The sequence below is a fragment of the Gilliamella sp. ESL0441 genome (assembly GCF_019469185.1).
Classification (GTDB): Bacteria; Pseudomonadota; Gammaproteobacteria; order Enterobacterales; family Orbaceae; genus Gilliamella.
The window spans coordinates 567,188-588,139 of sequence record NZ_CP048264.1 but is presented as its reverse complement, the minus strand read 5'-3'; the positions used below and the strand labels follow the sequence as shown (position 1 = coordinate 588,139).

At 34.1% G+C, this 20,952-nt stretch carries 20 protein-coding genes and 1 pseudogene; 3 read left to right on the top strand and 18 right to left on the bottom strand.

What is annotated here, in order from left to right; all coding sequences use genetic code 11:
- The first annotated feature begins 585 nt into the window (after positions 1–585).
- Positions 586–1,938, top strand: a complete 1,353-nt coding sequence (locus GYM75_RS02685; RefSeq protein ID WP_220216638.1) for an MFS transporter — start codon at positions 586–588, stop codon at positions 1,936–1,938.
- Between the two features lie 68 nt (positions 1,939–2,006).
- Here GYM75_RS02685 and gorA read toward each other — a convergent pair whose 3' ends face one another.
- The 13 genes and pseudogenes from gorA to ribE form a co-directional block, all read right to left on the bottom strand.
- On the bottom strand, positions 2,007–3,359 hold the full coding sequence (gene gorA, locus GYM75_RS02680) for a glutathione-disulfide reductase (protein WP_220216637.1): 1,353 nt from the start codon (positions 3,357–3,359) through the stop codon (positions 2,007–2,009).
- Positions 3,360–3,645: 286 nt separating this feature from the next.
- A complete protein-coding gene (locus tag GYM75_RS02675; RefSeq protein ID WP_220216636.1) occupies positions 3,646–4,131 on the bottom strand; it encodes a hypothetical protein in 486 nt (161 codons plus the stop codon).
- Positions 4,131–4,610: a hypothetical protein gene (locus tag GYM75_RS02670; protein ID WP_220216635.1), complete on the bottom strand. Its 480-nt coding sequence runs from the start codon at positions 4,608–4,610 to the stop codon at positions 4,131–4,133. The genes GYM75_RS02675 and GYM75_RS02670 overlap by 1 nt, the downstream gene beginning before the upstream one ends.
- A 161-nt stretch (positions 4,611–4,771) precedes the next feature.
- The gene (gene hldE / locus GYM75_RS02665; protein WP_220216634.1) at positions 4,772–6,196 is read right to left on the bottom strand and encodes a bifunctional D-glycero-beta-D-manno-heptose-7-phosphate kinase/D-glycero-beta-D-manno-heptose 1-phosphate adenylyltransferase HldE; all 1,425 of its coding nucleotides are present in this window, start codon (positions 6,194–6,196) and stop codon (positions 4,772–4,774) included.
- 54 nt (positions 6,197–6,250) lie between these two features.
- Positions 6,251–6,997: a twin-arginine translocase subunit TatC gene (gene tatC / locus GYM75_RS02660; RefSeq protein WP_220216633.1), complete on the bottom strand. Its 747-nt coding sequence runs from the start codon at positions 6,995–6,997 to the stop codon at positions 6,251–6,253.
- Positions 6,998–7,044: 47 nt separating this feature from the next.
- Positions 7,045–7,332: pseudogene (tatB, locus tag GYM75_RS02655) on the bottom strand (Sec-independent protein translocase protein TatB); the annotation flags it as partial.
- 3 nt (positions 7,333–7,335) lie between these two features.
- Positions 7,336–7,554 carry a twin-arginine translocase TatA/TatE family subunit gene (gene tatA, locus GYM75_RS02650; RefSeq protein WP_370632154.1) on the bottom strand — a complete coding sequence of 73 codons (219 nt, stop codon included), beginning with the start codon at positions 7,552–7,554 and terminating at the stop codon, positions 7,336–7,338.
- 69 nt (positions 7,555–7,623) lie between these two features.
- Positions 7,624–9,165, bottom strand: a complete 1,542-nt coding sequence (ubiB, locus tag GYM75_RS02645) for a ubiquinone biosynthesis regulatory protein kinase UbiB (protein WP_220216631.1) — start codon at positions 9,163–9,165, stop codon at positions 7,624–7,626.
- Between the two features lie 13 nt (positions 9,166–9,178).
- Entirely contained in the window at positions 9,179–9,955 is a 777-nt protein-coding gene (gene ubiE / locus GYM75_RS02640) for a bifunctional demethylmenaquinone methyltransferase/2-methoxy-6-polyprenyl-1,4-benzoquinol methylase UbiE (RefSeq protein WP_220216630.1), read from the bottom strand.
- Between the two features lie 61 nt (positions 9,956–10,016).
- The gene (nadR, locus tag GYM75_RS02635; protein ID WP_220216629.1) at positions 10,017–10,952 is read right to left on the bottom strand and encodes a multifunctional transcriptional regulator/nicotinamide-nucleotide adenylyltransferase/ribosylnicotinamide kinase NadR; all 936 of its coding nucleotides are present in this window, start codon (positions 10,950–10,952) and stop codon (positions 10,017–10,019) included.
- Between the two features lie 164 nt (positions 10,953–11,116).
- Complete coding sequence (locus GYM75_RS02630) at positions 11,117–12,178, bottom strand: TrmH family RNA methyltransferase (protein WP_220216628.1); 1,062 nt, start codon at positions 12,176–12,178, stop codon at positions 11,117–11,119.
- A 21-nt stretch (positions 12,179–12,199) separates the two neighbouring features.
- Positions 12,200–12,619 (bottom strand): transcription antitermination factor NusB, encoded by a 420-nt coding sequence (nusB, locus tag GYM75_RS02625; RefSeq protein WP_065558858.1) that lies wholly within the window; start codon positions 12,617–12,619, stop codon positions 12,200–12,202.
- A 4-nt stretch (positions 12,620–12,623) separates the two neighbouring features.
- A complete protein-coding gene (gene ribE, locus GYM75_RS02620; RefSeq protein WP_294826468.1) occupies positions 12,624–13,094 on the bottom strand; it encodes a 6,7-dimethyl-8-ribityllumazine synthase in 471 nt (156 codons plus the stop codon).
- A 378-nt stretch (positions 13,095–13,472) separates the two neighbouring features.
- Here ribE and lpcA point away from each other — a divergent pair, with 378 nt between their 5' ends.
- Positions 13,473–14,051 (top strand): D-sedoheptulose 7-phosphate isomerase, encoded by a 579-nt coding sequence (gene lpcA / locus GYM75_RS02615; RefSeq protein ID WP_220216627.1) that lies wholly within the window; start codon positions 13,473–13,475, stop codon positions 14,049–14,051.
- Entirely contained in the window at positions 14,052–14,831 is a 780-nt protein-coding gene (locus GYM75_RS02610) for a class II glutamine amidotransferase (protein ID WP_220216626.1), read from the top strand.
- On the opposite strand, the gene mdtH is transcribed toward GYM75_RS02610, so the two are convergent.
- The 5 genes from mdtH to asnS form a co-directional block, all read right to left on the bottom strand.
- A complete protein-coding gene (gene mdtH, locus GYM75_RS02605) occupies positions 14,809–16,020 on the bottom strand; it encodes a multidrug efflux MFS transporter MdtH (protein WP_220216625.1) in 1,212 nt (403 codons plus the stop codon). The two genes, GYM75_RS02610 and mdtH, sit on opposite strands and share 23 nt — an antisense overlap.
- Positions 16,021–16,479: a methylglyoxal synthase gene (locus GYM75_RS02600; protein WP_220216624.1), complete on the bottom strand. Its 459-nt coding sequence runs from the start codon at positions 16,477–16,479 to the stop codon at positions 16,021–16,023.
- Positions 16,480–16,612: 133 nt separating this feature from the next.
- Positions 16,613–17,755: a porin gene (locus GYM75_RS02595; RefSeq protein WP_220216623.1), complete on the bottom strand. Its 1,143-nt coding sequence runs from the start codon at positions 17,753–17,755 to the stop codon at positions 16,613–16,615.
- A gap of 299 nt (positions 17,756–18,054) precedes the next feature.
- The gene (locus GYM75_RS02590; protein WP_220216622.1) at positions 18,055–19,185 is read right to left on the bottom strand and encodes a porin; all 1,131 of its coding nucleotides are present in this window, start codon (positions 19,183–19,185) and stop codon (positions 18,055–18,057) included.
- Positions 19,186–19,472: 287 nt separating this feature from the next.
- On the bottom strand, positions 19,473–20,876 hold the full coding sequence (asnS, locus tag GYM75_RS02585) for an asparagine--tRNA ligase (protein WP_065558865.1): 1,404 nt from the start codon (positions 20,874–20,876) through the stop codon (positions 19,473–19,475).
- Positions 20,877–20,952: the final 76 nt, after the last annotated feature.

Below are 20,952 nucleotides of genomic sequence, written 5' to 3'. Positions count from 1 at the left end.
TCATCGTGCTCACATTAAATCAATTAAAAAAACAAAATGACCATCTCGAGTTGTTAAAATAGATTTTAGGGCAAGTTAATAATGGATGATCACTAAGTAAAGTAGCAAATTATCTGAATTTATCTAGGATGTCTATACACCGAATATTGTCTCAACATCAGTCCGAATCTATTTTATAGGTGTAACAAAAATACCCAGTATTCCAATAAAAAATATATTTGATTTTATTGAAATTTATTTTCGCATTTGTATAGTAAAATTCAGTTATACGTGTTGTACCTAAAATTTTATAGGTTGTAACGTTTTTTGGTTAACCCATCAAGATTGCCATAACTATAGTTTCTTTCATCAATCTTACGTTCTGATGGTCCTATTTTTTACTAAAAATAATGTTATAAACGAACAAAATTATCGACAGCATTATAAATCAAATATTAAGTTTTAAAGAATTGATTAAATTTTTTTATGATGAAAAAAAACACAATTTTTTATGGCAGAATGTGATTTTTATAACAAGATTTAGTTAAAAAAGAGTCATTTTCTTTGTTTTCTATTTTATATTAACCATAAAAATAAGGTTTTTTCATGAGTCAATCTGAAATTAACGCAGAATGGCAACCTACTGCCAGACCATTAAATAATAAAGATTTAAAAACATTAGTTTTGTCTTCTTTGGGTGGAACATTAGAATTTTATGATTTTGTTATTTATGCCCTGTATATTGACACTATTGTTAAACCTCTTTTTTTACCCCATACATTATCACCTTTAACTTTAGACCTTTTTGCATGGGGAATTTTTGCTGCTGGTTACTTGGTTCGCCCTGTTGGCGGTATCATCATGGCTCACTTTGGGGATAAAGTTGGACGAAAAAAAATGTTCACACTCAGCGTGGCAATGATGGCTTTACCGACGTTTATTATCGGTATTTTACCCACCTACGAAACCATTGGGATTTTTGCACCGCTGTTATTATTAGTGATGCGTATGTTACAAGGAGCAGCCATTGGCGGTGAAATGCCAGGCGCTTGGGTTTTTATTGCTGAACACGTGCCAAAACAACGTTATGGCTTTGGTGTTGGTACCTTAACTTCGGGCATTACTGGGGGTATTTTACTTGGTTTCATTGTGACCATTATTATTGACCTCTGTTTTAGTCAACAAAATATTTTAGATTATGCTTGGCGGATCCCTTTTATTGTTGGCGGTATTTTTGGTGTAATTTCAGTTTATTTACGTCGATTTTTATCTGAAACACCTATTTTTAAAGAACTCGCTGCCCGTAAAGCGATTGAAAAAAATATTCCTGTCATTACTGTTCTAAAAAAACATAAAACAGCTTGTTTGGTAGTAGCTCTGTTAACTTGGTCATTATCAACTGCAATTATGGTGGGTATTTTAATAACACCTGGTCGTATTGTTGGTGGGATGTATCATTTTGCTAATCTGGATTGGCGAATTGGTGGTTGTATTGCAGCATTAACCTTAACTATCGGTTGTGTTATTTCTGGTTGGTTAGAAGACAAACTGGGTACAACAAAAACAGTGATTATAACTTGGGGTGGTTTGGCAATAACAAGTATCTATTTTTATAGTAATTTATCATCAACTATTTCACTTACTCAATTATATTTAACTTGGGCAATATTTGGTTTATTTATTGGCGCTATCGCCATGACACCAATCATTGGAACAAGGACATTTCCACCTGCGATTCGTTATTCAGGGTTATCGTTTTCTTATAATTTAGCCTACGCGTTATTTAGTGCAATTACACCGACTTTAACTATTTATCTTTTAAGCCCCGACCATTTACTAGGTCAATATAGTTATCTTGGTGCAGGTATTTATATCTCGTTTGTTGCGCTAATTGCTGTTGCGGTGGGTTTCTATCCATTAGCAAAAAATGGTTGGTCCAATAAATCCAATATTAAATAAAAATATCAATAAAAAAGCAGGGCATATCCTGCTTTTTTATTCTATTTTAAATACAAACAGACCAACAATTAACGCATTGTGACAAATTCCTCAGCGGCGGTTGGATGAATGGCTATGGTATTATCAAAGTCTTTTTTGGTTGCGCCCATTTTGAGTGCTACCGCAAAACCTTGTAATATTTCATCCATACCATATCCAATACCATGAATGCCGATAATCTTTTCTTCCTCCCCAACACAGACTAATTTCATTCGACAAGGTTGACGATGTTGAGTCACAGCAGTATACATAGCGGTAAAAGTTGATTTATAAACTTTAACGTTTTCTTGTCCATATTGTAAAATCGCTTCGGGTTCTGTTAATCCTACGGTACCAATTGCTGGATGCGTAAACACAACAGTTGGAATATTGTGATAATCTAAATGTTCATCAGGTTTATTATTAAACAACCGTTCAGATAAGCGACGACCTGCTGCTACAGCAACAGGGGTTAAGGCTGTTGCGCCTGTATCATCCCCAACAGAATAAATACCGGCAACATTTGTATTTTGGTACTTGTCTACAACAACAAATCCGTTATCGTTAACCTTGATACCAGCCGCTTGTAAGTTCATATTTTGTGTAGCAGGTTCACGACCAATTGCCCAAATTACACAATCAACAGTATAACTTTCACCATTTTCAAGAGTTAATGTTAACGAGTTATCACTATTTTTAGTCACTGATTTCGGTATCGCAAAAGTGTGTAGTTGTTGACCTTCGCTGGCAATAACTTCCATTAATGTTTCAATGATAAGTGGATCAAAACTGCGTAACGGCGTCGCTTGGCGAATAAATTGATGAGTCTGAGCACCTAATGAATGTAATACGCTGGCTATCTCACAAGCAATGTAACCTGCTCCCACAACAGCAACACGTTTAGGTAATGCTTGTAGAGCAAAAAAACCATCAGATGTAATACCATGTTCAGCACCGGGAATATTAGGAATGCTTGGTTTTCCACCGACAGCAATTAAAATATGATCTGCTGTAAATTGTTCACCATTAACTTCAATAGTATGAGGATCAACAAATTTGGCATAACCATGAATGACATCAACTTTATTATTAGTTAATACACGGTCATAAGACTGATGTATTCGGTCGATATAAGCGTTGCGGCTAGCCAGTAGTTTATCCCAATTAAATTGATTAATAGTCGTATCGAATCCATAATCAGGACCATAATGATTGATTGCTTCAGCAATTTGAGCACCGTACCACATGATTTTTTTTGGCACACACCCCACGTTAACGCAAGTACCACCTAAAGATTTTGCTTCAATGAGTGCGCATTTTTTCCCATATGAAGCCGCTCGGTTTACCGATGCAATACCACCACTACCCCCACCGATAGCGATATAATCATAATGTTTAATCATTCAATATCCTTTATACTAATTGCCTTAATTTAATTACTAGCTTTGCATAAAGTGAATAATAAAAAAAGTATTTATTTTAAAATTTAATAATAGTTATTAACTATTAAAATTGATTATACGAAACATTTTAATTTACTCAAAATAATGGTTGTGTAACCATCAAATTGATCAATTAAAAAATAAGATAAAGAAAATGTGCTGTATAACACTTTTATTTGATAGGACAAAAATCAGCACATAATTATTCAAAAAATATGGCTGATTTTATCTATATTTTAATTTAATATTATCTAATGCACTGTCTTTTTGGTTTAACACGAACAGGTTTTAGATTTTCATTATCGATTATTTCTAAATTACATATATCATTCTTCATTTTAAAAATCACGTTATAATTTTTTGCTTCTTCAGCTAAAAACTGTAAGGTTTCTGCATAACAATATTCAGCATTTCCAATATTATAATGACTTTCAATCGAAACATATTTATTTGCTGGTACTTTAGCGCTTAGTTCTGGATTGGCTTCAGCAAAAATAAAAATACTAGATTCAGGATAATAATAACCAATTTCTTTGAAATCTTCACATTTATTAGAATCAGGGTCGATAATATTTAAACTAAAGTGAACCGGTGGTTTAGTTTTATTGCCAAAATCAGATGAAAATTCTAAATGAGGATCATTATTTTTAGCTGTATAAATGTATTCAGATTTAGAAGTACTACATCCCACTAAAAGCATTAAAATTAATATAGAAGTTAGTTTATTAATCATTAATTATCCTTATCTAAATTGACACTTAACAGTTTATCTAAAAATTCATTAATTTTTTCGTCAGTATCAGTAAAACTTGCCGAAGAGAGAGTAAACAAGCTACCATTAGAACGATTATTGTATTTTATTGAACCAACTCGTTCTTCGTTCGTATTTAAAACATCGACATACATATATGATAAATAAGTCGGTATATTAATCGCTTTTAATATGGTATAGCTTAGTGTATATGTGCAATCATTTAAATTTTCTTTATTTACCAATTTATTACTAATATTTAATGTATTAAGTTTATTAGAAATGATTTCACCTGCTTTGTCATAAGAACTTATCGTACTGACATCTTGATAAATACACACATTATTTAATTCAGAAATATTCGAAATGGGTTCAATATTAGCAGAGGGATTTTTAAATGATACACTACAACCAGTTATCAGTGTTGACATGATTGCAATTACTACAATATTTCTTTTCATAGATTTCCTTAACAAAATTTTATAATTTTAAGAAATATTATAATAAATACAATTAATTGTAAATTTAATAATGCAGAGAATTTGTCTATATATTAAAAAATTATATTGATTAAAATTAAAAAGGCTACTTAATATAGTAGCCTTTTCTAAATACTCTCTTACTATTTATTTTTTATCGTGTTAATAATATTGGTAGTTGAACAACCATCTTCAAAATTAAGTACTTCAACTATCCCACCAGCATCTAAAACCTCTTTAGCGCCGGCTATATTTTCGGGCTTATAATCCCCGCCTTTTACTAGAACATCCGGTAAAATTTTGGCAATCAAACGTTTAGGGGTGTCTTCCTCAAATGGTACAACCCAATCAACAGAATTTAATGCGCCTAAAACAATCATTCTTTGCAGGAGAGGATTTATTGGTCTTGAATCACCTTTTAATTTTTTTACCGAAGCATCACTATTTACTGCAACGATTAAACGGTCACCTAATTTTCTAGCATTAGCAAGATAAGAAACATGCCCTGCATGCAAAATATCGAAGCAACCATTGGTCATAACAATTTTCTCTCCACGTGTGCGAGCTTTTCTAACTTCTTCTTCTAATTCTGCTTCAGTCATCACACCAAATCCATCATCTACTCGCGCATGTATAGCATTACTTAGCTCAACTTGTGAAACAGTTGAAGTACCTAGTTTACCAACAACAATGCCAGCTGCTGTATTAGCTAAGTAGCAACTTTCTTCTAAAGATTTTCCAGCAGCAAGAGATGCGGCAAGAGTGGCAATCACTGTATCACCAGCACCAGTGACATCAAATACTTCTTTAGCTAGAGTCGGTAAATGATAAATAGGTTTATCTAATTGTAATAAGGTCATACCTTTTTCACTTCTAGTCACTAATAATGCTTTTAGATCAAATTGCTTAATAAGTTGATAACCTTTTTCTACAATTTCTTCTTCTGATTGACAAACACCAACAACTGCTTCAAATTCTGACATATTCGGCGTTAATAACGTAGCCCCACGATAGCGTTCAAAATCAGTACCTTTGGGATCAACTAAAATAGGTACATTTGCTTGATTAGCAAGCTTAATCATTGATTGAACAGAAGATAATGCACCTTTAGCGTAATCAGAAAGCACCATGACTTTATAATTTGGCAGAGCAGTTTTTATACGGTCTAGCATAGAAGCACTATCCACATCAGTAAATGCTTCTTCAAAATCAATTCGAATCAATTGCTGATTACGAGATAGAACTCTTAGTTTTGTAATAGTTGGATGGGTTGAAACCGTAACAAAATCGCAATGTACCTGATGTTTGGTTAATTGTTCATCAAGAATCTTAGCGGGTTCATCAATACCAGTCAGACCAATCAATCTTGCATTGCCACAAAGTGAAGTAATATTCATAGCAACATTAGCTGCCCCACCAGGTCGTTCTTCAAGAGAATCAATTTTTACTACTGGTACAGGAGCTTCAGGTGATATCCGATTGGTACCACCATACCAATAGCGATCTAACATAATATCACCAATGACTAAAACATGGGCTTGATTGAAATCAGGTAATGATATTTTCATTATGAAGAGTTATCCTTTACTTGTCATTAAAATTATTGTTTGTAACTAGTGCTGCTAAACCTCATTATCATCTTCCTCTTTTTTACGAGGTTGATAAAAACGAGCAAAAAAAGTTCCAATTTCAAATAGCAAACAAATTGGTATAGCTAATAATATTTGTGAAAACACATCTGGCGGTGTGACAAACATAGCAACAGCGAACACTGCTACAATTATATAGGGACGTTTCTTTTGTAAACTTTTGGGTGTGGTGATGCCTGTCCAACAGAGTAATATGATGGCGACAGGAACTTCAAAAGCGAATCCAAATACCACAAATAAAGTCATGACAAAATCTAGATATTTTGTGATATCGGTATTGATTGCCACATCAACCGGTGCGGTGTGGATGAAAAAATAAAATGCGAGAGGGAATACTACAAAATAAGCAAATGCAATACCAATATAAAATAGTAATGTGCTCGATATAATAAGGGGAATAACTAAACGTTTTTCATGTTGATATAACGCAGGTGCAACAAATCCCCATACTTGATAAAGCACATAAGGAATTGAGATAAAAATCGCCACTACTGCCGTTAATTTAATTGGTGTAAAAAAAGGAGCAGCAATATCAGTTGCAATCATGCTACTACCCGTAGGTAATTGACTAATTAAAGGATTAGCAATGATGTGATAAATATCATTTGAAAAATAGAGAAGACAGGTTAAAACTAATAAAATGCAAATAATACAACGTAAAAGTCGTGTTCTGAGTTCAACAAGATGTCCAATTAAAGGTTGAGATGCGTCGTCAGTCATGATTTGTCTTTATTTGGGTATTCAATATCAGTTAGGGTTGCAGAATCTATCTCTTTTTGTAACGATTCCGTTACACGTTTTAAGTCATCAATCGATTCTTGAATTTCAGGTGTTAAGTTTTTTAAACCACTTTGTTCTGCTTTTTTTAAACTATCTTGTAACTCTTGTAGTTTAAGCTCTTTATTTAGTTCAAGTTGAACGGTTGCCGACATTCGTCGTAATACTTTAATCCAACCTGCTACTGTTTTAATTGCGATAGGCAAACGCTCTGGCCCTAATACCACCAGTCCAATAATTAATACTAATAATAATTGACCAAAGCTGATATCAAACACAACCTACTCTTTTTTAGTCGTTTGTTCATCGTTAGATGAATCGAAATTTTCAACTTTATCGGGTTGTTCTGAGGATGTTTTGTTATCATCATCATTCATCGCTTTTTTAAAGCCTTTGATTGAGGCACCAAGATCCGAACCCAATGAGCGTAACTTTTTTGTTCCAAACAGTAATACAACAACTGCGATTAGTATGAGTAATTGAGGCAAGCTTGGCATCATGATAATTATCTCCGACGTCATTTGTGATTTGATTATACACTTAAATAATAAGATTCCCAAATACCTGATCTAATGAAAAATCAGCATATACGTAAATAATGCACTAAGTATCCCTATTAAGCTGTATAAAATTCGTTCGCGTTTTTTTCGACACGTTAGTTCGTGATTAATCTGTTTAATTTGATGATTCATCTGCTTTGTTATACGTGCATAATCATTAAGTTTTGCAGGCAGCTCGGGCAAAAGCGTTCGCCATTGCGGTAATGAAGTCCATGCTTGTTGGATAATTTTTTTAGCACTATATTTATCTTCATACCATTTTTCTAAAAATGGTTTAGCGGTTTGCCATAAATCGAGTTCCGGATAAAGTTGACGTCCTAAACCTTCAATATAAAATAACGTTTTTTGCAGCAAGATTAATTGTGGTTGAATCTCCATTTCAAATCTTCTAGCAACATCAAATAATTTTAGTAAAATTTGTGAGAATGAAATTTCAGCCAACGGTTTTGCAAAAGCAGGTTCGCATACGTTGCGCATAGCCATTTCAAAAGCAATTGGATCGGTAGATTCAGGAACCCAACCCGATGCAATGTAGGTTTCGGCAATTTTGCGATAATCTTGATTAAAAAAGGCTAGAAAATTCTCAGCAAGATAGTGCTGGTCATCTTCCGTTAACATACCAATAATAGCGCAATCAATTCCGATATAACGGGGATTTTTCGGCTCGGTAATGTCAACAAAGATATTACCTGGATGCATATCAGCATGGAAAAAATTATCTTTGAAAACCTGTGTAAAGAAAGCTTGAACCCCTCGTTCAGCAAGTAGCTTCATATCAATGTTATGTTTTTTGAGTGTCTGAATATCCCCAATTGGCACACCTTTAATGCGCTCTTCAACTAAGACATTTTCTCGACAAAACTCTTGATAAATGTAAGGTATATATAATATGTTGCTATTAATAAAATTGTCACGTAACCGAATGGTATTATAAGCTTCTTGTTGTAAATCTAACTCTTTCATTAAGGTAAGTTCATAGTCACGTACAATTTCAATTGCTCGTAACTTTGCGCCGAACTTAATGCGTTTAGTAAACTGTTTGGCAAGCCAATACATTAAAGCAATGTCCGCTTTTATGACTGGTATAATGTTAGGACGCAATACTTTAATGACAATTTCAGCTTGGCTACGTTTTAATATGGCTGTATGAACTTGTGCAATCGATGCCGATGCCAATGGCTGCTCATCAAAATTTGAAAAATAATGATCGATTGGCTGACCTAGGGCTTTTTCAATTAATTGTTTTGCCACTTTACCGTCAAAAGGATCTACTTGGTCTTGTAATTTGGCTAAACTGTCTGCAATATCTTTTGAAAGCACATCTCGACGGGTTGAAATCATTTGACCAAACTTTATCCAGACGGGTCCAAGCTCTTGTAATGCTTGACGTAATCGCTCACCAATTTCTTCATGTTTTGCTTTTGGTCTTATCCAAAATAAGCATGATATCAAAATTGGTAACCACTTTGAAAATCGGTTTGTTGGCAATAATTCATTTAATTGATATGCACGAAAAACGGTTAATATTTTATAGAGTCTGAAAAATGTCATTAGATTTCATCGCTTAAAATTTAAAACCAGTATGTAACGCCACAATACCACCTGTCATGTTGTGATATTTGACATCTACAAATCCTGCATCTTCCATCATTTTTTTCAATGTTTTTTGATCAGGATGCATCCGAATTGATTCGGCTAAATAACGGTAACTGTCAGCATCATTCGCAATAACTTTGCCCATTAACGGTAACATAGTAAATGAATAAAGATCATAAGCTTTATTTAAAATTGGGTATTGCGGTTTGGAAAATTCAAGAATTAATAAACGACCACCAGGTTTTAATACTCGCCACATGGATTGTAACGCTTTATTTTTGTCAGTCACATTGCGTAGACCAAAAGAAATGGTAATACAGTCAAAAAAATTGTCCGCGAAAGGTAACTCTTCAGCGTTAGCTTGCACATATTCAATATTTTTAAATAATCCTTTGTCTCGAAGCTTTTCTCGCCCAACTTTTAACATGGATTCATTGATATCAGCAAGCACTACCAAGCCATCATCGCCAACTAATTGGGAAAATTTAGCGGTTAAATCTCCAGTACCACCGGCAAGATCTAAAACCTTTTGACCTTTGCGTACACTGCTATATTCAATGGTAATTTTTTTCCAAATACGATGAATTCCAAATGACATCAGATCATTCATCACATCATATTTGTCAGCAACAGAATGAAAAACATCTGCAACACGTTTAACTTTATCTTGTTTTAAAACTTGCGTAAAACCAAAATCTATTTTTTCTTGATTATCGTTATTTTGTTTGTCAGAAGATTGAGACATAAAATTTACCCATCACAAAGATTTAGGTTATTTTAACATAAGCCAGAATAAATGTGATGAACTAAATCAATAACCTTTCAACCATATTAGATACGGTTTCAAAATATTCTAATGATGAAAGTTTTGGGTCAAAATCTTTTTCATGAATGACCAAATCAAAATGATAACTTTCTTTCAAGGCATTTAAAACTTGATGCTCTTTATCAAAGACTTGTTGATAATAATCTGCTAACGAATCAAAATCGATTGAAGCAAACAGTAATTTATTAGCCTGTACTTCAGCACTCGATATGCGTTCAACATGTAACATTGCAATTTTAAGGTAATCAGCCTCACTTAAATAACGCTTATTATGTGAGTTAGTTAATTCTCGCTCAATATAATTAATGTAGCCATTTGATACATATTGAGTGTTATAAATATTAGCGAGTTGTATTGGAAGTTCTTTAAATATTCCTTGACCAATAATCGCCACTTTTTTGACAAAAAAAGGCTTGGCAGCTTGTGCAATAAAAGACCAATTTTGATAGGGGTTTTCGCGTATTTGAGTAGCACTAATTTTCATAAAGTTGCGATCAGCATCGATAATTATTGCTGGGCAACCGAAATAAAGCTCATGATTTTTTACATCTTGAGGTTCACTGGTAAATATAACCGTTGGTTTAATTTTATATTCATTCAAAATAAGTTTGACACGATCACTCCAATCTTTCCAGCCATTTGGATAAGATTGGATTCCAGCTTCATCTAAAACATGAATATGAATATTATGACGGTCTTTGAAGGTTTCTTTCAACCATGTGAATCGATCACTGACTTTGGGTTGTTTTGATAAATGGCTTTTGTCAAACAGTTGTTGATCACGTAATTCTTCACAGCCAAGAAAAATATGTAATTCATTGACCTGACTCATCGCTTTTTCAATTAAATATATATGTCCACTATGTAGAGGATAAAACTTACCAAAAATTAAACCAACTTTATGTTTAGACTCCATACCACTTACCAATGCATTTAAAACTTGTTAACAATGTACAGAAAAAAAATTCATTTTCTAACCAATTGATGCTAATTAACATATACAATATTTAAGCAAATATCATTATTAACCGCTTACGTTATTGATGATTTCAGCAAAAATAACGTAAAGATAAATTTTAGTTATAATGTAGATAATAAAATGCCCGTTGCAACAGAAATATTTAATGCAGCCATATTATCATTACCGTGTAAATGAACAACCACATCAGCACATTCTATCAGTTTTCGATTAATTTGTTGAAAAATAACGATAGCGACTTTTTTATTAAAATTAATTTGGTGTAACTCAATTGATTTAATTGACTTAATCGGACATGGTAGTAACGCTACAATTTGGTAATCATGTCGTTTTAGTATCTCAAGCGAAGCAACAAAATCATCACTTTTAATCGACTCAATCGCTTCAATCCCGCCTTCCGCAATACGCATTGCTGCACCACTATTAAGTAAATTAGTCTGACGCAATATGACACCATTTACCCCATAGAATGCCGCACTTCGAATAATCCCACCTAAGTTATGGGGATTATTCACATCATCAATTGCTAATACACAATCATTATTTTTTCCGTTATTTTTTTCGATATAATCAAATAATGTGACTGGTATTCGTTTTTTAACGATTAAACAGATTCCACCATGATGTTCAGTTTGGGTTATTTTAGTAATTTGTTCGGTCGATACTACGTCATATCCTAAACGTTGATTGACTAACCAGCTGATTAAATCTTTAAACTGATAGGTCATATCTTGAGTAATAAATAATTTGACGATAGCTGAACGTCGATGTTTGAAAACAGCTTTACAACTGTTTTCACTATAAACCAGAGTTTCTTCTTTACGTTGTCGGTATTCATCATAACCATAAGTCGGCGTTTGCTCATTATCACGAACTTTTTTCTGCCATGGCGAATCATGCTCGACAAATTGACCATACTTAAATTTATTTGATTCTAATTCACGATTCAGTTTTTCTGTCACTGTTTTATTCGTTTTAGGTTTAAATACTTCAATACGGTCATTCACAGATTGTCTAATTTTGTTTTTAGACTGAAATGAATCTTTTTTAAAATTATCTTTACGACCAATCATTCTTTGCTGAGTGGAATGAGAACGTTTTTGGGGTTCACTATTTTTTGCATAAAAAATGGTTGGCTTATTTTTTTCAGTATTATTGTTCATTTCAATCTCACTTTTAGTCTGTTACCGCGTACGAATGGTTGGGGCTATCTTATCTAAAACACCGTTAACAAATTTGTGACTATCAGCTGCACCAAATGTTTTTGTTAAATCGATTGCTTCATTAATCACGACTTTGTACGGAACATCTTGGCGTTTGGTTAATTCATAAAGCGCAATTCGCAATATTGCTAATTCGATTAGACCAAGTTCTTCAACTGTACGTTCAGTGAGATACGGCGCCATCTTATCATCTAACTCTGCTGTATTTTTACCTACACCATTTAAGAGTTCTCGAAAATACTTAGAGTCAACGCCTTTCATATCTTGTTCTGCAATAAAACTTGTCTCAACATCGGCAAGATCATTTCGGGAAACTTGCCAAGAGTATATCGCTTGAACCGCACACTCTCTTGCTCGACGACGAGGATTGACTGATGCCACTAACTTACTCCTTAATTGCTTTAATTACGTTTAGCATTTCAAGCGCAGTTAATGCTGCTTCAGCACCTTTATTACCCGCTTTTGTGCCTGCACGTTCGATAGCTTGTTCAATAGATTCGGTTGTTAAAATACCAAATCCAACTGGGATCGAATAATCTAGGCTTGCACTTAATAAACCTGAACTTGACTCGCCAGCAACAAAGTCAAAATGCGCTGTACTACCACGAATCACTGTTCCTAATGCAACTATTGCATCATATTTTTTGGATTGCGCTGCAACTTTTGCCGCTAGTGGGATTTCATAAGCACCAGGAACCCATATGACGGTAATGTTTTTATCATCGACTTGTCCAATACGTTTTAGTGCATCGGTAGCGCCATTAACAAGACTCTCATTTATAAAATGATTAAAACGAGCCACAATAATGGCAACTTTTGCTTTTGGTGCGATAACTTTAGCTTCAATAGTTTGCATACTAATTCCTTATCAATTGATTTTTAAATGCAATTTCACTATCTTTATTCGTGAAAAAATAACTATCAAATTGTATCACAAACTGCAGACTTCTCCTATTAGCAAATAACGTTACATACAAGATCTTTACTTCAAATTATCTTTGATCAAAAATGATTTTAATCAAGTAAAACGTTACAACTAAATTTAGATTGATAACAACTAGTTATAAAAAAAACAATTTAATAGATTTGTTTAAATTGACAGTCCTTTTACTAGATTAAATTGATTTAATAGGTTATTGAATGTCTCACAATGAATTAAAATTAATTTTTATTTCTTGCAAGCAATTTTCAACGAATTACAATAATCATTAGAATTTATTTAGAGGTAATTTCGATGTATATTGATAATATTCGACATGAGTTAAATCAAGCTGTTGATGTTTTAACTAATTTTATTTCCAACAATAAAAATCTTGAACATATTCAAGATGCCGCAATCTTAATTGCGGAATCATTTAAACATGGCGGTAAAGTGCTATCATGTGGTAACGGAGGTTCTCACTGTGATGCAATGCATTTTGCTGAAGAGTTAACCGGACGGTTTCGTGATAATCGCCCAGCTTATCCAGCTATCGCAATATCCGATGTCAGTCATATTTCGTGTGTGGGTAATGATTTTGGATTTGATTCAATTTTTTCTCGTTATGTTGAAGGTGTAGGACAAAAAGGCGATGTACTGTTAGGTATTTCAACTTCAGGGAACTCAATTAATGTATTAAAAGCAATTGAAGTTGCAAAGCAAAAAGGAATGAAAATCATCACATTAACCGGAAAAGATGGCGGAAAAATGAATGGGCTTGCCGATGTTGACATTCGTGTCCCTCATTTTGGTTATGCTGATCGGGTTCAGGAAATTCATATTAAAGTAATACATATTTTAATTTTATTAATTGAAAAAGAGATGAGCAAATAAATGTGCGAATTATTGGGCATGAGTGCAAATGTACCAACGGATATCTGTTTTAGTTTTACCAGTTTAGTCAAACGAGGGGGCGACAAAGGTCCCCATAAAGATGGGTGGGGTATTACTTTCTATGAAGGTAAGGGATGCCGTACATTCAAAGATCCTGAACCTTGCAGTTATTCGCCTATTGCCAGACTTGTTCAACAGTATCCAATAAAGTCCAAAGCAGTCATAGCCCATATTCGCCAAGCAAATCGAGGAGGTGTAGCACTTGAAAATACACATCCCTTTACGCGTGAGTTATGGGGAAAAAATTGGACTTTTGCCCATAATGGACAATTAACCGGTTATGAAGATCTCGATATGGGGATATTTGAACCTGTAGGTCTTACTGATAGTGAATATGCCTTTTGCTACCTAATTAATCAACTCCATCAGAAATATCCTCAAAAACCCAATAATGATATCGAAGTGTTCAGTTGTATCAAGCAATGCGCAGATAAACTAAGCCAACTTGGGGTATTTAATATGTTACTCTCTGACGGTCAATATGTTTTTGCTTATTGCTCAACTGATTTACATTGGATAACCCGCAAAGCACCTTTCGGGAAAGCTAAACTTCTTGATGAAGATGTTGAAATTGACTTTCACAAACATACTACGCCTAATGATATCGTCACAATCATTTCGACTTTACCCTTAACTTCCAATGAAACATGGTTCAAATTAAATACAGGAGAAGCGATTTTATTTAACAAAGGTGAGATTAACCAATTTTCTTCATTTTAACTCGTGGCATTGGAGGCTCATCTTTAAATTGAAATTGTAGATAACCAAAGGTTATCAATCCTATTAACGTTAATATTATCCATGGTAAATGTGGAAACCCTATTCGTATAGCAATATCATATAGCCAGCCGGCACCGGTATAACCTACAAATCCTCCTATAGCAAGCCCTAACCGACTAAACCCCATATAGCTACCTTTTGCTTTGGGATTGCTAAGCACTGTAGATAAAGTTTCCCTTGCCGGTTCAGCAATAATGGCACCTAAATAGAATAAAGCAATTAATGAAAGTAGTATTGATAATTTTGTTGTAAAACCAATGATTATAAATCCAAATGACATTAATAACAGACCAAATTTGAGACGCTGATCTAATCTAAAATATCGTTCACTAAATCTTGCAAGCGGATATAACAATATAAGGGATAAACCAGCTTGAATTGCATACATCCATTTAACATAACTTGGACTACCTGAAATGTTGGTAATAGTTAAAGGCAGCATTAACATAATCTGTACCCATAACACATAATAACCAGTTAAAGTAAGAACATAACGGGTAAATTTTTTATCTTTTAATACCATTTTTATACCATTAATGATAGGTGCTTTACCAATTGAAATATGATAAGCAGGTAAAAAGAAGATATTAAACATCCCACACAAAAAGAATATAAAGGCACCACACCAACAAACTAAGTGAAAATCATAATCAATTAAAATCCCACCGATAAGTGCGCCAATAACGGCACCAGCATTGTCTTGTATCATTAATAATGATATGAATTTACCTCGTTCGTGAGGTCTAGTAAATTTTATGGTTAATCCCATTCGAGGTGGATCAAATAACAGTCCCCCCAATGCAGACAATAAGCAAGATACAAGTAATAACCAGTGTTCAGTTGCTAAAGCCATTGAAATAAAGCCAATCGACCGCAAAAACATACCAGTTATGATCATGGGTTTTGCACCAAATCGATCAGCGATAGCACCACCAATAATACCAAACCCTTGTTGAACAAATTGCCGAAATCCCAATGCAAATCCCACAAATAATGCACTCCAACCTATTTCACTTACAAAATGAGTTGAAACAAGTGGAAAGACAATATAAAACCCCAATACAATAAACAAATTATCAAATAATAATATTTGCCTACCTGTTTTCCGTATTTGGGATGGAATTGGCATTTATTTTAACCTTTCAGCTAAGTAACCTTGATAGTCAGGAATCTCAATTTCAACTTCTTGCATGAAAATAGAGGATTGAATCAATGCGTTAGCGGTTGCTTGATTAGTCGCAACCGGAATATTCCAGACTGTTGATAAACGAAGTAAAGCTTTAACATCAGGATCGTGTGGCACTGCATTGAGTGGATCCCAAAAAAAGATAAGAATATCAATTTTTCCTTCGGCAATTAGTGCCCCAATTTGTTGATCGCCACCCATAGGACCGCTAAGCATAGGTTTAATATTTAGACCTGTTTCTTTTTTAATTAATGTCCCAGTGGTTCCGGTACCACATAAATGATGATGTGAAAGCTCGTCTCGATTTCGTTTACACCAATTTAATAATGATTCTTTTAAGTGATCATGTGCGACTAAAGCTATATTTTTCTTTGCAGGAAGTTGACGAGTGGTATAACGCATAATGTTGTCCTAATCTATTATTATCTTGTCTGTTTTTAGCAGAGTATATAATAAAATACAAGTTTTATTTGATTGAATTAGAGACAATAAAAAAGGCACCGAAGTGCCTTCCAAAGTATTAAATTGCAATCAATTAGAATTGATAAATTAAACCAAGTGCAACGGTATCTTTTGTTGTCGCTTTAATTTCTGATTTGCTAAATGTGCTATTATCATATAGAGCACGACGTGCACCAATATCATCTTTATCTAATAAATTGATTTTGTAATCAACAATAGCTTGTAAGTTTTTGTTGAATGCATAAGTTAAACCAACATCAACATATTTAACAAGGTCATTACCTTTAAGCCCTGCATCACCTGATAAGCTTGAAGCATCTTTAACTTTATGTTGAACATATGCAACTGATGGAGTTAAACGACCAATATCGAAGTCAATTCCATATTGTGCAACAAGTTCAAAACCTTTAGTTTTTAAATCATCCGCATTGCTAGTAGACGATCCATTATCCCAACCATATTTTTGTTTACCTTGAATATAAAGCGCAGCTAAATACACATTATTATTGTCGTATTTAATACCTGCTGACCATGCTTTAGCATCTTTGTGACCACCTGTTTGAGCATAACCAGCACCGACAGATAAACCGGTATCAAGTACATCCCAATCAATAACAGAACCCCATGCTTCAGCGCTATCATGTCCATTGTTATGGTCAACTGTATTTAATTTACGAGTTGAGCTATTGTCACCATTATCTGCATATTGAACAGCAAAACGTAAACCATCTACAAGACCAAAGAAGTCTGAGTTACGGTAAGTCGCTACAGCTTTAGTACGTGCAGTTAATGCATAAATATCATTATTTGATGCATCACCACCAAACTCTGGTAAAACGTCGGTATAAGAAGTTAAGGTTTTTAGTACACCGTCATTACGACCATAATCAAATGAACCAAAATCACCAAAGTTTAAACCAGCAAATGCATAACGAGTTTCATTATCCGCATCTTTACCCGTTTTCGCTTCATATTCCCAACGTCCATAACCAGATAGCCAGTCAGTAACTTGAGTTTGACCAGACATACCTAGACGTGCAGTCGTTTTATCACCTTCGCCTGTTTGGTTATTACGGTCAGTAATATAATTTAATGCATAAACTCGACCATAAAAGTCAACTTTATTACCGTCTTTATTCCACACTTCAATAGAAGCGCTTGCTGTACCTGCAATTAAAAGCGCAGGAATAGCGATTGCTAATAGATTACGTTTCATTTTGTTACCCTCGTAGGTATTTATTATTAAAGATGCAAATTAATTTGCTCTCGACCAATAAATAATCGCTAATATTTAGCGACTATATTATTTCTGTGATATCTAACGTTAGATATAGAATTTTTATGCTTATATTGTATATATAATTATGGTAGTAAAGTAATCTTTACTTGTTTAAAGCTATTTTAGTCTCTGCACTAAATTAGTTTTAAGCATAAAATGTGTTTTTAGACGGAAAAGTGTTTAAATGGCGATAAAAAAGGCACCTAAGTGCCTTTTTTCAAGATACAAAGAGGAAATTAGAATTGGTAAATTAAACCAACACCCAATACATCTTTTGTACCTGGATTATTAACTTTCTTATGACTACGATTTTTAACTGTATTCATTTCAGCACCAATGTCTTTATGGTCAAGTAGATTAAATTTATATTCTACAATAGCACTGAAATTTTTATTAAGATCATAAGTAGCACCTACAGACACGTATTTAGCCATTGGTGAGCTGCTGTCTCTATTATAAAGTTTATGGCTCGCTGCAGATTGATATCCATTACGAATTTTATGATTCACATAAGCTACAGAAGGTGTTAAACGACCAACTTCTAACTCGATACCATACTGAGCAACTAATTCAAAACCTTTAATTTTGATATCTGCTTCTTCCCCGTGGTGATTGATATAACTATCTTTCACTTTACTTTGGAAGTAGTTAGCACCTAAGTATAAATTATAGTTATCATACTTGACACCTGTTGCCCAAGTACTATGACGTAAATCTTTAACAGTTGATTGAGCATAACCAGCACCAGCAGTTAAGCCTGTATCAAATAAACGCCATTCTAAATTTGCACCATATGCCTCACGACTTTTATCTTTTTTGATAGAGTCCGTAGTATCTGAATTATCACCATTATCAGCATATTGTAATGCAAAGCTAATGTCATCATATAAACCGAATAGGTTATTATTACGGTAAGTCGCTACAGCTTTAGTACGAGCAGAAAGCACGTTCCAACCATTGTTAGATGCATCGCCACCAAATTCTGGTAATACATCGGTATATGCAGTGATTGCTTTTAATACGCCATCGTTACGACCATAATCGAAAGAACCTAAATCACCAAAATTTAATCCAGCAAATGCATAACGTACTTCATTGCTAGAATCTTTACCTGCTTTAGCTTCATATTCCCAACGACCATAGCCAGATAACCAGTCAGTAATTTGAGTTTGACCAGACATACCTAAACGAGCAGATGTATCATCACCTTCGCCTTCTTGACCACGATCAGTGATGTGGTTAGCAGCTTTTACTCGACCGTAAAAGTCAACTTTGTTGCCATCTTTATTCCAAACTTCGATAGATGCATTTGCGCCAGCAGCAGCTAAAAGTGCTGGAATAGCGATTGCTAATAGATTACGTTTCATTTCTTACCCTCATGGTTGTTTTTTTAAAAGACACTTCATAAAAAAATGAGTGACTATTTTTGTACAATGATTATTCATCCAAAAATAATATTTCTATTATTTTCATCTACTTTTTACAGTACCGTAAATTATGTATAAAAATTTTTTAAAAGCAAGTGAACTTTTCGTTAATTATGATGTCTAATAACTAAAATTAGCTCGTTTGCCTATTATTTATACATTTTTTGCTTTTTACTTAATTTGCGATTTATCATAACTGCCAAAAATTGTTACCTAATTTTATTCGGTTAAAAATTTGCATTTCGTGGTGTTCTTGGGAATGGGATGACATCCCTTACGTTTTGTACACCAGTGACATAAACAATTAAGCGCTCAAATCCAAGACCGAATCCAGAATGAGGAACAGTACCATATCGACGTAAATCACGGTACCACCAATAATCTTCTTTTTTAAGCCCCATTTCGTCCATGCGCTTATCTAACATATCTAAACGCTCTTCACGTTGCGATCCGCCAATGATTTCGCCAATACCTGGCGCTAACACATCCATTGCAGCCACAGTTTTACCGTCGTCATTCATACGCATATAAAATGCTTTGATATCTTTTGGATAATTTTTAACAACGACTGGCGCTTTAAAATGTTGTTCAGCTAAATAACGCTCATGTTCTGATGCTAAATCGATTCCCCAACTCACTGGATTTTCAAATTTGGCATCACAGTTTTGTAAAATAGTAATGGCATCGGTGTAATCAACTTGAGCAAAATCGGCATTAATAAAGTTTTCTAAACGATTAATTGCCTCTTTATCGATATGCTGAGCAAAAAATTGCATATCATCAGCACGTTTTTCAAGTACGGTTTTAAAGACATACTTCAACATATCTTCTGCAAGTTTTGCATTATCATTCAAATCAGCAAACGCAACTTCAGGTTCCATCATCCAAAATTCAGCTAAATGGCGTGTTGTATTGGAATTTTCAGCTCTAAATGTTGGCCCAAAAGTATAAACTTTAGACAATGCACAAGCATAGGTTTCTGCATTTAATTGCCCTGATACCGTTAAAAAAGCTTCTTTTCCGAAAAAATCTTTATCAAAATCGACTTTCCCCTTGTCTGTTTTAGGCAGATTTAACATATCAAGAGTGGAGACTCGGAACATTTCACCTGCACCTTCAGTATCTGATGCGGTAATAATTGGCGTAGAAAGCCAAAAAAAGCCTCGTTCATCAAAAAACTGGTGAATGGCTTGCGCTAATGTATGACGCACACGTGTAATCGCGCCAACAATATTGGTTCTTGCTCTTAAATGAGCAACTTCTCGCAAATATTCAATTGAGTGACGTTTAGCAGCCATTGGGTACGTTTCAGGATCATCAACAAAGCCATAAACCTCAACTTGTGTTGCTTGTAGCTCGTATTTTTGTCCTTGTCCCGGAGATTCAACAACTTTACCCGTTACTTTAACTGAGCAGCCTGCTGTTAACCGTAAAATATCTTGTTCATAATTTGGCAGATCTTTTTCTATAACAGCTTGAATAGGATCAAAGCATGAGCCATCATAAACAGCTAGAAATGAAATACCGGCTTTCGAATCACGGCGCGTTCTTACCCAGCCTTGAACAGAAATAGTGCTACCAACAGCAATTTTGCCTTGTAACACATCAACAATAGGAGCAACTGAATTCATTTTAATTATCCATCTCTATATTAATTAAGTTAAATAGTATTAAAAATAATACAAGTATATTCTAAATGCCACTTAG

Coding starts and splice junctions, on each gene's coding strand:
- GYM75_RS02610 (WP_220216626.1), top strand. CDS start 14,052: ATGTGCGAATTATTGGGCATGAGTGCAAATGTACCAACGGATATCTGT.
- tatA (WP_370632154.1), bottom strand. CDS start 7,554: ATGATGCCAAGCTTGCCTCAATTACTCATACTAATCGCAGTTGTTGTA.
- lpcA (WP_220216627.1), top strand. CDS start 13,473: ATGTATATTGATAATATTCGACATGAGTTAAATCAAGCTGTTGATGTT.
- GYM75_RS02685 (WP_220216638.1), top strand. CDS start 586: ATGAGTCAATCTGAAATTAACGCAGAATGGCAACCTACTGCCAGACCA.
- GYM75_RS02675 (WP_220216636.1), bottom strand. CDS start 4,131: ATGATTAATAAACTAACTTCTATATTAATTTTAATGCTTTTAGTGGGA.
- ubiB (WP_220216631.1), bottom strand. CDS start 9,165: ATGACATTTTTCAGACTCTATAAAATATTAACCGTTTTTCGTGCATAT.
- ribE (WP_294826468.1), bottom strand. CDS start 13,094: ATGCAAACTATTGAAGCTAAAGTTATCGCACCAAAAGCAAAAGTTGCC.
- GYM75_RS02595 (WP_220216623.1), bottom strand. CDS start 17,755: ATGAAACGTAATCTATTAGCAATCGCTATTCCTGCGCTTTTAATTGCA.
- nadR (WP_220216629.1), bottom strand. CDS start 10,952: ATGGAGTCTAAACATAAAGTTGGTTTAATTTTTGGTAAGTTTTATCCT.
- GYM75_RS02600 (WP_220216624.1), bottom strand. CDS start 16,479: ATGCGTTATACCACTCGTCAACTTCCTGCAAAGAAAAATATAGCTTTA.
- asnS (WP_065558865.1), bottom strand. CDS start 20,876: ATGAATTCAGTTGCTCCTATTGTTGATGTGTTACAAGGCAAAATTGCT.
- GYM75_RS02670 (WP_220216635.1), bottom strand. CDS start 4,610: ATGAAAAGAAATATTGTAGTAATTGCAATCATGTCAACACTGATAACT.
- tatC (WP_220216633.1), bottom strand. CDS start 6,997: ATGACTGACGACGCATCTCAACCTTTAATTGGACATCTTGTTGAACTC.
- GYM75_RS02590 (WP_220216622.1), bottom strand. CDS start 19,185: ATGAAACGTAATCTATTAGCAATCGCTATTCCAGCACTTTTAGCTGCT.
- GYM75_RS02630 (WP_220216628.1), bottom strand. CDS start 12,178: ATGAACAATAATACTGAAAAAAATAAGCCAACCATTTTTTATGCAAAA.
- mdtH (WP_220216625.1), bottom strand. CDS start 16,020: ATGCCAATTCCATCCCAAATACGGAAAACAGGTAGGCAAATATTATTA.
- ubiE (WP_220216630.1), bottom strand. CDS start 9,955: ATGTCTCAATCTTCTGACAAACAAAATAACGATAATCAAGAAAAAATA.
- hldE (WP_220216634.1), bottom strand. CDS start 6,196: ATGAAAATATCATTACCTGATTTCAATCAAGCCCATGTTTTAGTCATT.
- gorA (WP_220216637.1), bottom strand. CDS start 3,359: ATGATTAAACATTATGATTATATCGCTATCGGTGGGGGTAGTGGTGGT.